Here is an 11,316-nt window from a genome sequence, read left to right as displayed (position 1 = left end):
GCCCGACGTCGACCCCGTACGGGATCGCGAAGAGCCGATCAGGGCGCACGCCGAGCTCGGCGTACCTTTTCGCCGTGTACTCGCTCCCGGCGATGAGCGCGTGATCCCAGCCGACGGCACGTCGCTCGATCATCCGGATGAACGGCGACTCGAGGTAGAGCGGCCCCGCGACCATATGCACGCGACGCGTCCGCGAACCCGCGAGTGCGAACCGCGAGGCGAGCGCGCTCGCGTACAGGTGATACAGCGCTGCATCGGCATCGATCGCGCGCAGGAGGGTTCGAAACCTGCCGAGCTCTCTGAATGTGCCGACGGTGGGTGTGAAACGGAAGTCGAAGGCCGTTCGAACGATCGTCAGTCCCTGCCGTTGCGCCGCGAGATCCACGACAGCCCTGGCGAGTCGACCGTCCGCTTCGGGAATCACGACGACGACCTCAGCCCCCCGCGACAGCATCGCCTCGAGCTGGGGCACGACCCAGAGGCCGCCCTCGCTCGTCTTCAGCACGACGACGACCCTGGTCACGTCGCCTGCGTCCGCGCCCACTCGACCGTCCGGGCGAGGCCGGTGGGCAGGTCGATCGGCACGACGTCCGGGAACTGCTCTTGAAGGAGTCCCGGGGCCGACTGCGACGCCCGCACATCGCCCACTCGCGCCTCGACGTAGGTACGCGAGAGCGGGCGGCCGAGTGCACGCTCGAGTTCGTCGACGACGTCGAGCACGGTGGTCGGCGTTCCGAGCGCGAGGTGGACCGGATCGGGACTGGTGAGACGTCGGTCGACGGCGTATGCGATCGCGTCGCACAGCGTCTCGACGAAGATGAAGTCGCGCGACTGCCGACCGTCGCCGTGGATCTCCACGGGTTCGCCCGCGAGCGCCGCTTCGACGAAGCGCGGGATGACGGCCGAGTACGCGTGATCGGCGCGCTGGCCCGGGCCGTAGACGTTGAAGAACCTCAGCGCGAGCGTCGGCAGGCCGAAGGTGGCGAAGTATGCGTTCACATAACCTTCGGCGGCGAGCTTGGTCGCGCCGTAGGGGCTGATCGGTCGTGTCCAGTCGTACGGGTCGTGCGGCGTCTTCGGGTTGCTGCCGAAGACGGCACTCGATGAGGCGAAGACGACGTGCTGGCCACCGCGCCGAGCCTCATCGAGGATGTCGAGCGTGCCGTTCACATTCACCTCGTGGGTGCGCCGCGGGTCGGCGACCGACAACGGAACGCTCGCCACCGCAGCGAGATGAACCACGGAGTCGACGTCGCGCATGCAATCGCGAAGCAGCGATTCGTCGAGGATCGAGCCGGGAATCAACTCGGCCCCGACACCTTCGAGCGCCGTGCCCGTGCTCGAGCTCAGGTCGTCGAGAACCCGGACACGGATGGAGTCGTCCGCACAGAGGCGTCGTGCCAGGTTCGCCCCGATGAACCCCGCTCCACCTGTGATCAGGACCCTGCGCGTCATCTCGTCGCCTCCCCTTCGCTCGCGTCGCGCCTCACCGTGCCGGTACGCCCTTCACCACTGAGCCCGCTTCGACGTCGTGGACCGCACAGGCCGCAGCTCCGACGACGGCTCCGTTCCCCACCCGGAGGCCCTGGAGGACGACCGATCCCGCGCCGACGAGCGCACCGCGCTCGATGAGCACCTCGCCCGACACCACCGCACCGGGATTCACCGAGACGAAGTCCTCGAGTACGACGTCGTGCCCGATGATGGCGCCCGGGTTGACGTGCACGTGCCGCCCGGTGCGCACGTTGGTCGACATCTGCACACCGGCGCAGATCACGCTGCCGGGCCCGAGGGTGGTTCGGCTGCCGATCGTCGCCATCGGATGGACGAGCGTCGCCGCATCGAGGCCGGCTGCATCGAACCGTCGGGCGACGGATTCGCGCGCCGCCGGCGCGCCCACGCCGACGAGATAGGCCGCACCACGGCGATCCCGGTCCAGCCAATCGGCGGCGTTGCCGAGGAACGCCACCTCGCGCGCGCCCAGCCGTTCGAGGTTCGTCGCGCTCGGATCGTCGTCGACGACCCCGAGTATGCGGAACGGCGCACCTGATCCGATCGCGGCATCCGCGACGTCGAGCACTTCTCGGCCGAAGCCGCCCGCCCCGATGATGACGAGGTCCCGGATCATACGCCTGCCCCCGATTGCCCCTTGAACTCCGGCATCGTCGCATGGCCCTCCGCCGACGTGCCCTCGCGCCGCAGGACGGCGACCACGGTGCGCAGAAGGATCCGCGCGTCGAGCCGGAGGCTGCGAGTCTCGACGTACTCGACGTCGAGTTCGAGCCGGTCCCCCCACTCGAGCGCGTTGCGCCCGCTGACCTGTGCGAGACCCGTGATTCCCGGTCGCACCTCGTGCCGCCGTGCCTGTCTCGGCGTGTACCTCTCGAGATAGCTCATCAGCAACGGTCTCGGGCCGACGAGACTCATATCGCCGCGCAGCACGTTCCAGAGCTCGGGCAATTCATCGAGGCTCGATGCGCGCAGCGACCGCCCGAAGGCGGTGAGTCGCTGCTCATCGGAGACGAGCCCGCGAGCCGCATCGCCGTCGGCCATGCTGCGGAACTTCACCAGACGGAACGGGACCCCGCCGCGCCCGGGGCGCTCTTGGGAATAGAGCATCGGACGGCCGAGGTTGCCGATCACGGCGACGGCGACCGCGACGATGACGGGTGCGAGCAGCACGAGCGCGGTGACGGAACCGACGACATCGATCGCTCGCTTCACGACGTCGTACGGTCGACGGTCAGCGGTCGGCGGATTCATGCCGACCTCCGGAGCCCGGGAAACGACGTGATCCGCTCGTCGATTCTCGCGATCTGGTCAGCGGTGAGCCCCGAACCGCTCGGCAGGGTCAGCCCATGTTCGAACAACCATTCCGAATTGCCGTTCACGGCCGCCCGCGCCCCCGCGAACGCCGGCTGGCGGTGCATCGGCTTCCACAGCGCGCGCGACTCGATGTCCGCGGCGTCGAGCCAGGACTGCAACTGGTCGACGCGCCATCCCGAGATGGCCGGATCGACGGTGATCGCCGTCAGCCATGCGTTGTCGAACTCGTCACCGGGGGCACCGAACACCTCGACTCCGCGCTCACCGGCGAAAATCCGCTTGTATCGGTCGCGATGGGCCCTGCGGCGGGTGATCATCTCATCCAGCCTCGTGAGCTGCGCTCGGCCGAGGGCGGCGAGCACGTTGCTCATCCGGTAGTTGTAGCCGATCTCGTGGTGCTCGTAGTGGGTGACCGGCTGGCGTGCCTGCGTCGCGAGGTAGCGCGCGTACGAAGCGAGTTCTCCATCGTCGGTCAGCAGCATTCCCCCGCCGGACGTCGTGAGGATCTTGTTCCCGTTGAACGAGACGGCCGAGGCACGCCCGAACGATCCGGCGGCCCGCCCGTTGTGCGAAGCGCCGAGCGACTCGGCAGCGTCGGCGAGCACCGGGATGCCGTGCCGGGCGGCCACCTCCTCGACGGCGGTGTAGTCGACGCACTTTCCGAGCAGATCGACGGGAACGATCGCGGCAACCCGCTCACCTCGTACCGCCAGATCGGCGAGAGTTCGGTCGAGCAGCGCGACGTCCAGGGTTCCTGTCGTGATGTCGCTGTCGATGAAGTACGGCTCGGCCCCCGTGTACACGATGGCATTGGCCGTTGCGGCGAAGGTCATCGACGACGTGACGACGACCTGGCCCGGCCCGGCCCCGAGTGCGAGGAGACCGAGGTGCAGCGCCGCCGTCCCCGAGGAGAGTGCCACGGCGTGGGCGACTCCGACCCTGGCTGCGAGCTCGGATTCGAAGGCGTCGACGTCGGGACCGAGCGGTGCGACCCAGCCGGATCTCACTGCCGCGGCGACCGATCGCTCCTCCAACTCGCCGACGTCCGGCGACGACAGGTAGATCCGTGCGTTCACGTGGCGGACTCCCCGGGATTCGCTGAGATGAGGACCGCGACCGGATCGGTGCGCGCAGCCTCGGCCACGGCACCCCGCCACTCGTGCAGGCTGAGGTCCCGCGGCGCGATCGGCATGACCCGCGCTTGACAGATCTTCGGATGCGACGAGCGGGTCGCCTGCTCGGCCGTGCTCACCAGTTCCTCGTGGAGCTTCTCCCCGGGTCGGAGGCCCGTGTAGACGATCTCGACTTCCCGCCCGGACATCGCGATCATGCGCCTGGCGACGTCGAGGATCCGAACCGGCTGCCCCATATCGAGGATCATCACGTCGCCCGGCCGCCCGATCGCCCCCGCCTGAACGACGAGCTGGCAGGCCTCGGGGATGGTCATGAAGTAGCGCGTGGCATCGGGATGCGTGACCGTGAGCGGTTTGCCGGCCTCGATCAAGGCCGTGAATGTCGGGAGCATCGACCCCCGGCTCCCGATCACGTTTCCGAACCTCACCGACAGGTACCGTCGACCGGTTTGCTGCGCCATCCACGCGGTGAGCCGCTCGGCCAGTCGCTTCGAGTGTCCGAGCACGCTCGTCGGGTTCGCAGCCTTGTCGGTCGAGATGTTCACGAACGTCGTCACGCCGGCGCGGCGAGCAGCCTCGAGTACGTTCCGCGTCCCGATCACGTTCGTCTTCCAGGCCTCGTCCGCGTACTGCTCGAGCATCGGCAGGTGCTTGAGTGCCGCCGCGTGGAACACCACTTCGGGCCGACGCTCGAGGAAGAGCGCCGTGATCGCCTCAGCATCTCGGATGTCGGCCAGCACGACATCCTTCGTGTCGAGGAGTCCGTGACCCGCGGTCCTCAGCTGGGTCGATTGGAGCCCGGTCTCGTCGCGATCGAGCATGATGAGCTCGGCCGGACCGAACTTCAGCACCTGGCTGCACAGCTCCGACCCGATCGAACCGCCCGCGCCCGTGATGAGTACGCGCCGTCCGCGGAGATAGTCGGCGATCGACTCGAGATCGGTGTCGACCGCGTGGCGCCCCATGAGATCTTCGATCGAGAGGTCGCGCATGTCCCCGAAGCGGTGCGTGCCGGAGATGATCTCGTCGAGCTTGGGCAGAACCTTGACCTGCAGCCCGAGCCGCTCGCCGAGCGCGTCCACCGTGCGCAGCAACTCGGAGTCCGCGCGTGCGATCGCCACGAGTACCACCGTCGCATCCGTCTCTCGGGCTACGCGCTCGAGGTCCCCGAGCGTGCCGCGAACCGGGATCCCGGCGTGCTGCAGGTTCCGCCGGCCCGGATCGTCGTCGAGCATCGCGACCGGAACGTAGTGCGACCCGGGGTTCGTGAGCATCTGGCGCACGATCATTCCGCCGAGTGAGCCTGCGCCATAGACGACGACCCGTTCGCAGTCGTCGGCAGGCGTGCACCGGCGCTCGACCTCGAGTCTTCTGAGATATCGCGTGCCGAGCATCGCGACCAGTCCGATCGGCACGGCGATGATGACGCTCGAACGGGGCAGCCCGAGCGACGAGCCGAAGAAGAGCAGCGGGATCCCGACGATCGCCCCGACCGAGACCACGGCGAGCGTGACGGCGCGAACTTCTTCGAACGTTCCGTACACGAAGCGCCCCTGGTAGAGCTTGAACGCCCACCCGGCCGTGAGCTGAAGTACGGCCAAGCAGGCCACGAGGTACAGGGTCGGGATCACCTGGATTGCGGACGGGCTGAACTCGAACCGCAGCAGCAGCGCGACGACGAGGGCGATGGCCCACCACGCGGCGTCGATGGTGTACTGAGCCCCGAGTCGCGCGAGCCGAAGCTCCTTGCCGGCGACCGAACCGGGGTCGGACACGGCCCCGGCCAATGCACGTTGCCGACCGAAGCCGAGCCCGGTAGTCGGGAATCCCGTCATGCCGCGCCCCCCGCCGTTCGGACGAGGAACCGGCCGACCGATTCGACGGCCGCGGTGAGTTGTGCCGCGCTCTGCTCGTACACGGTGTCCGACCGCAGGTAGGGGTCGATCACGTCGGCATCCTCGGGGCGGCCGAGTGGCGACACGACTCCGCGCAGGGCGGCCGCCGCGGCAACACCGACCCGAAGCCGTTCATGCCGGTCGTGATCGGTGACGTTCGGCGCCGGCATCGAATCCGTTACGTGCGCGAACTCGCGCAAGGTGAACGCACGACGTGTGACTGCCGGCTCGAGCTTCAGGATCGCGCTTCGGTGATCGCGGGTGAGCGCCATGACCAGGTCGGCCTCGCGAAGCATCCAGGGCTCGAGCTGTCGTGCTCGATGCGCCGCGACCTCGGTCGGGGTCGCTCCGTGACGGAGCGCCATCGTCGCGGCTTGCGCCGTCATGGCCTCGCCCGTCACGGCTGCGGTGCCGGCGCTCGTCGTCATGACGCCCTCGAGTGCGCCGAGGCGCTCGCGAAGCAGCACCTCCGCCATCGGCGAACGACAGACGTTGCCCGTGCACACGAGGAGCACTCGGAACGCCACGGGTTATCCCCCCGGTCGCTCCGAACGCGCGCCCCGCGCGCGGGCCGACCATGGAAACGCAGCACCTCGCACTACAACCGATCCGTTCACATGCCCCCCTCAGCCGGACGCGGATGTCGGTAGTGTGACACGGCAACGCGGAACGTGTCGACACCCGACCGGGGGGCAAACGGGCGACATTCCTCCCGCGACGAACCTGACGTCACTGGAACGAGGTGGCTGGCAGGTCGTCCACCTGATCGTCCACGAAGGCCTGCCGGATCACGGCCATCCGAACGTCGTCGAGCACCACGATCGACTGCCCATCCGCAGATGTCGAGGTACCCAGGCTCGGCGCGGTGAAGAAGGCCACGTCGCCCGAGCGGAGATCCCGCAACTCGAGTGCGAGATTCGCGACGTAGCCGCTGTCGAATCCCTCGTCGACTGCGAGGTACGGCGAGATCGCGGTGACCAGATCCCGAACTCGGCCGGCGTCCAGCGCCGAAGCGGTGCTCAAGACCTTTCCGACGACCGCCCTCATGAATGCCTGCTGATTGCGGACCCGTTGGTAGTCGGCGTCGACGAACTCATGACGCTCCCGGACGAAATTCAACGCGTTCGCACCGTCGAGATGCACGACGCCCTGCGGAAAGTGCTGCCCCGCGACTTCGAACTCGATCGGGTTCTCGACGTCGACACCGCCGAGTGCCTCGGTGATCCTGCCGAATCCCTCGAAGTCCACCATGACGACGTGGTCGATGCGGACTCCGATGAGCGACTCGACCGTCTGCACCGCGAGCGGGGTTCCTCCCCAGGCCATTGCGGCGTTCAGCTTCGCTTCGCCGAAGCCCGGCACATCGACCCAGCTGTCGCGCATGAGCGACAACACGGTGATCCGGCTCCGATCGGCGGGGATGTGCACGACCATCATCGTGTCGCTCCGAGAGCCCGTGTCGTCGATCGAGTCGACGGATCCGCGGGTGTCGGAGCCGAGCAGGAGGATGTTCTGCGCGTTCGCCGGCTCGCCCGTCGGCGGCGCGGGACGCAAGGTCTCAACCGGGAACGGCTCCGCGATCTTCACCGTGTGGTCGTCGAACTGCTCGGCGAGCGAGCCGAGGTAGAGCGCGGTGGCGCCCACGGCCGCCGCCACCATGCCGACGAAGGCGACCGCGGCGAAGAGAACTACGCGTTTGCGCCGAGTCATCTCGCACATGGTAGCGCCCGAGCTCGGTGCGAATCGGGGGCACTCGAGGGGGCCCGACGACCGCCGGTCCCGCCTGACGGGCACCGGACCGGCTCTACCCCCAAATCGGGGCACGAATCCGACATTCCCTTGACGACGGTCTTTTCAGCCATTCCTCGCATCCCTAGCATGAGGATTCATCAGGCCCGGTCTCACGGATGCGGCCGGGATAACGAGTGCATGGGGGGAATCATGCCCGTAATTTCCCATTTGGGGCAGAAGCTGGCGATCGCGCTCGCCATCTCGGTCGCGGCGATCGGCTTCGGCGCGCAACCCGCGTCGGCCGCGATCGAAGGCAATAAGGCGATCAACGGCTACGCGCACGACATCAAGGTCTACGCCGCGGGAGGGGCGGTCAACGCAGGGCCGGTCTCCGCGGCGGGCGTCGGGTGCTCAGACAAGGCCCCGCTGTATTACTCGAACGGGGTCGCCAACGTCGATCTCGCGGGCGTCACGCTCGGCACGAGCAACACGACGAGCCAGGCCTCGAAGTCGGGCAACGTGCAGACCGTGACCTCGACGTTCCAAGCCACGGATGTCGACATGCCGCTGCTGCTCGGGCTCGCCCTGACCGCCGACGCCATCACCGTGACCTCCACCGTGACGTACGACACCGTCGCCGAGACGTTCACGAACTCGTCCACGATGAACGTCACGAACCTGACGGTTCGGAACGGCCTGCTTCCGCCGGTCATCAGCCTCAACGGCATCGTCGCGCCGGATGCGACCCCGATCAACATTCCCAACGTGGCGACGATCGGCTTCCACTCGACGAACCTGTACGGCAGCAACGCGGCCGGCCTGATGGGCAAGATGAACACCGGCATCCGCGTGCAGCTGTTCGGCCAGACGGTCAATACCGCAATCGGCGAGACGTACGCGGCTTTGTACGGCGAACCCGATCAGAACTGGCTCTTCGGCGCCGGCGAGGGTGTTCGGGTCATCACGAGCGACGACCTCCTCGAGGTCGGACCGCTCGTCACCGCCCAGGTGCCGTGCGCAGGTGGTGGGCCGGTGCAGAGCTCGCTGCCCAGCGTGACGCTCCCGGGCGACCTCGGTTCCCTCGGCGTCGTGACCTCCACTGCAGAGGGCACGCATTCCGGACTGAACGGTGCAGCGACGACCTCGAGTGAGGTCGCCGGCGTGAACCTCGCAGGCGGCTTGGTCACCGCTGATGTCGTCTCCTCGACGTCGCACGCCGAGACGGCCAACGGCGGCCAGACCGTGAGCAAGAACGGCACCTCTTCGTCGTTCACGAACCTGGTCGTGGCCGGCGTCCCAGTCGCGGTCGACACGCCGGTGAATACCGTCATCCAATTGCCGACCAACCTCGGTTACGTCGTCGTGAACGGCCGAACCGAGTTCGCCTCGGGCGTGGAGACCCTGCCGCTCGTCGTGCATCTGAATGCCGTCGGGCCCACCCCGGCGATCGACATCGTGGTGGCGCGCTCGTACGCCTTCGTCCTCGGTCCGACAACCGGTGACGCGGCCGCGGCGAAGGCGATGTCGTTCATGAGCGAGGACTCGCTGCAGTCGAGCATCTCGAACGAACTCACGAAGGGCGAGCTCGGGAAGTCCGGCGCGTCTCCGAAGGGTCTCGCGAAGGGTTGGGGCAAGAACGGCAAGAAGTAGCCTGTCGTACCACTGACCCATGAGGGAGTCCGGCCACCGGCCGGGCTCCCTCCCTCGTCGCCCGCGCTTCAACCCACCGACCGCAGCCCCTTGAACGACCGCAGGTAGAGCGGCGACGACGCGAGGACGAGGTAGATCACCGCGCACCCCGCGAGCGTCGGCACGAGCCCGAGCTGCTCGGCCGCGAGGCCGCCGAGGAACGCGCCGAGCGGCATGGTCGCGGCGACCCCGGCCGTGGTGACGCCGAAGACGCGGGCCCGCATGCCGTCGGGGATGAGGCCGTACATCGCGGTCGAGATCATCGGGTTGATCGCACCGGCGGCGAGGCCCGACAGCGCGAGCACCGGCAGCAGTACGGGCGCGGGGGCGCCGAGCGCCATCGTGAGGTACGGCACCGTGCCGGCGACCATGAAGCACGCGGCGAACATGAGCCGCCCCGAGAACCGATGTCCGACGGCCCCGAACAGGATCGACCCGGTGAGGGCGCCGGCGGCGAAGCATCCGACCATGTAACCGAGCTGGGCGGGATCGCCGAGCATCTCGGTCGCGTACAGCGGCTTGAGCACCGTGAGGCCGGCCGCGTCGATCGCGTTGGTGAGGGTCACGAGCAGCACGATCGAGCGCAGCAACGGCGAGGATGCCACGAAGCGGAGCCCCTCGACGAAGCCGCCGCGGCGGGCGGTGGCGGCCTCGTCGGCCGCGGGGCCGCCGGGCTCTGGCGCCTCGGCGCTGCGACCCGCCCGTCGCGGGATGAAGCACGCCACGAGGAGCGCCGAGACGACGAACCCGGCGGCGTCGACGTACAGCGCGGGCATCGGCCCGAGGAAGGCCACGAGGCCGCCCGCGGTCGCCGCGCCGAGCATCATCGCGGTGCGCTGCACGGCCGCCTGGGCGCCCGCCGCTCGCTCGATGGGCCATCGAGCGAGCGCCGCGAGATCGGGCGTCATCGAGGTCTTCGCGGTGTCGCCGGGCGGGTCGAGCAGGCCGCCCAGGAACACGAGGGCGAGCAGCGCGCCGAAGGGCAGGCCGACGGTCGCGTGCAGCAGCGGGATCGCGAGCACCGTCACCGCGCTCGCGAGGTCGGCGACGATCGACGAGAGGCGGTAGCCGAACCGGTCGACGAGCACGCCGCCGAGGGCCCCGCCGATCACGAGCGGCACGGTCGAGAACACCCCGACGACGCCCGCGGCGAGCGGCGAGCCGGTCTGCTGCAGCGCGATGATCGGCAGCGCGACGAGGGCGATCGCATTGCCGCCGAGGGAGAACAGCGCGGCGGCGAGGTTCGCGACGAGCGGGACGCGACGGCGGGGGCCGTCGGGCTCATGGCCGGTCGAGTCGCGCAGCGTATCGAGGCCACCGGCTGAGTGGTCTCGATTCGGCACCGGCGCGCCGACTCGACCGGCCCGACTGGGCTCCGCGACATCCGCCTCGCCCTGAACGTCGCGGGCGATCTCGGCGCTCATCGCTCGGTCCTCGGGAAGGTGTGGGTGATCCAACGGACGGCGCGGGTACCGGGGCGCGGCTCGCGGCCGACCGCCCACCACTTCTCGCGCACGGCCGCGAGGTCGGCGGTGAGCTCGCGGAACTCGTCGAGTGTGAGCTGGGCGCCGCCGTCGCTCGAGTCGGACGCGGCGATCCACTCGGGCTCGAGCCCGAGCTCGGCGTCGAGCGCGTCGAGGAGTTCGCGGTGGTACGAGTCGATGACCGTCCGGCGCATCGCCTCGGCGGCCTCGCGGCGGTCGGGGTCGTCGAGGTAGCTCTCGGCGGTGAGGCTCGTCATCTCATGCGCCGAACGCCACCAGCGCTCGCGCCCGTCGCGCTCGTGCTCGGGCGCGGGCTCGACGAAGCCGTGCTTCGCGAGCGTCGACAGGTGGTAGCTGATCGAGCCCGAAGCCGCGCCGGTCGCTTCGGCGAGCATGCCGACCGAGTGCGGACCGTGCATGCGGAGCAGGCCGAGGATGCGCAGCCGCAGCGGATGCGCCATGGCGCGCATGGCCCCCGCATCATGCAGGTCGATGGACTTCCGGGGTTCGCTCATACCGTCATGCTAACTCTGCAAGAGTTATTGCACAACAGTTATT

General features: G+C 68.8%; 10 protein-coding genes and 1 pseudogene. 1 reads left to right on the top strand and 10 read right to left on the bottom strand.

Features of this window, described 5'->3' with window-relative positions:
* Positions 1-25: 25 nt before the first annotated feature.
* From AC3RJ7_RS09710 to AC3RJ7_RS09675, 8 genes and pseudogenes are all read right to left on the bottom strand, one after another.
* Positions 26-454 (bottom strand): annotated as a pseudogene (locus tag AC3RJ7_RS09710) (glycosyltransferase); the annotation flags it as partial.
* Between the two features lie 65 nt (positions 455-519).
* Positions 520-1,455: an NAD-dependent epimerase/dehydratase family protein gene (locus tag AC3RJ7_RS09705; protein WP_491455633.1), complete on the bottom strand. Its 936-nt coding sequence runs from the start codon at positions 1,453-1,455 to the stop codon at positions 520-522.
* 31 nt (positions 1,456-1,486) lie between these two features.
* Positions 1,487-2,128: a NeuD/PglB/VioB family sugar acetyltransferase gene (locus AC3RJ7_RS09700; protein WP_491455632.1), complete on the bottom strand. Its 642-nt coding sequence runs from the start codon at positions 2,126-2,128 to the stop codon at positions 1,487-1,489.
* Positions 2,125-2,763: a sugar transferase gene (locus AC3RJ7_RS09695; protein ID WP_491455631.1), complete on the bottom strand. Its 639-nt coding sequence runs from the start codon at positions 2,761-2,763 to the stop codon at positions 2,125-2,127. Before AC3RJ7_RS09695 ends, AC3RJ7_RS09700 begins: the two co-directional genes overlap by 4 nt.
* Complete coding sequence (locus AC3RJ7_RS09690; RefSeq protein ID WP_491456152.1) at positions 2,760-3,833, bottom strand: DegT/DnrJ/EryC1/StrS family aminotransferase; 1,074 nt, start codon at positions 3,831-3,833, stop codon at positions 2,760-2,762. The genes AC3RJ7_RS09695 and AC3RJ7_RS09690 overlap by 4 nt, the downstream gene beginning before the upstream one ends.
* 65 nt (positions 3,834-3,898) lie before the next feature.
* Positions 3,899-5,734, bottom strand: a complete 1,836-nt coding sequence (locus AC3RJ7_RS09685) for a polysaccharide biosynthesis protein (protein ID WP_491455630.1) — start codon at positions 5,732-5,734, stop codon at positions 3,899-3,901.
* Between the two features lie 56 nt (positions 5,735-5,790).
* Positions 5,791-6,381, bottom strand: a complete 591-nt coding sequence (locus AC3RJ7_RS09680) for an arsenate reductase/protein-tyrosine-phosphatase family protein (RefSeq protein ID WP_491455629.1) — start codon at positions 6,379-6,381, stop codon at positions 5,791-5,793.
* A gap of 202 nt (positions 6,382-6,583) precedes the next feature.
* Entirely contained in the window at positions 6,584-7,513 is a 930-nt protein-coding gene (locus AC3RJ7_RS09675) for an LCP family protein (RefSeq protein WP_491455628.1), read from the bottom strand.
* Here AC3RJ7_RS09675 and AC3RJ7_RS09670 point away from each other — a divergent pair.
* Entirely contained in the window at positions 7,445-9,235 is a 1,791-nt protein-coding gene (locus AC3RJ7_RS09670) for a choice-of-anchor P family protein (protein ID WP_491455627.1), read from the top strand. The genes AC3RJ7_RS09675 and AC3RJ7_RS09670 overlap by 69 nt on opposite strands.
* A 68-nt stretch (positions 9,236-9,303) precedes the next feature.
* On the opposite strand, the gene AC3RJ7_RS09665 is transcribed toward AC3RJ7_RS09670, so the two are convergent.
* Positions 9,304-10,698, bottom strand: coding sequence for an MFS transporter (locus AC3RJ7_RS09665; RefSeq protein WP_491455626.1), 1,395 nt, complete (start codon positions 10,696-10,698; stop codon positions 9,304-9,306).
* Positions 10,695-11,273 (bottom strand): ArsR/SmtB family transcription factor, encoded by a 579-nt coding sequence (locus AC3RJ7_RS09660; protein WP_491455625.1) that lies wholly within the window; start codon positions 11,271-11,273, stop codon positions 10,695-10,697. The genes AC3RJ7_RS09665 and AC3RJ7_RS09660 overlap by 4 nt, the downstream gene beginning before the upstream one ends.
* Positions 11,274-11,316 lie beyond the last annotated feature (43 nt).

The organism is Agromyces solani, assembly GCF_058349925.1.
This window is presented reverse-complemented; position numbering and strand designations above follow the sequence as displayed.

Coding starts and splice junctions, on each gene's coding strand:
- AC3RJ7_RS09700 (WP_491455632.1), bottom strand. CDS start 2,128: ATGATCCGGGACCTCGTCATCATCGGGGCGGGCGGCTTCGGCCGAGAA.
- AC3RJ7_RS09665 (WP_491455626.1), bottom strand. CDS start 10,698: ATGAGCGCCGAGATCGCCCGCGACGTTCAGGGCGAGGCGGATGTCGCG.
- AC3RJ7_RS09660 (WP_491455625.1), bottom strand. CDS start 11,273: ATGAGCGAACCCCGGAAGTCCATCGACCTGCATGATGCGGGGGCCATG.
- AC3RJ7_RS09675 (WP_491455628.1), bottom strand. CDS start 7,513: ATGGTGGCGGCGGCCGTGGGCGCCACCGCGCTCTACCTCGGCTCGCTC.
- AC3RJ7_RS09695 (WP_491455631.1), bottom strand. CDS start 2,763: ATGAATCCGCCGACCGCTGACCGTCGACCGTACGACGTCGTGAAGCGA.
- AC3RJ7_RS09705 (WP_491455633.1), bottom strand. CDS start 1,455: ATGACGCGCAGGGTCCTGATCACAGGTGGAGCGGGGTTCATCGGGGCG.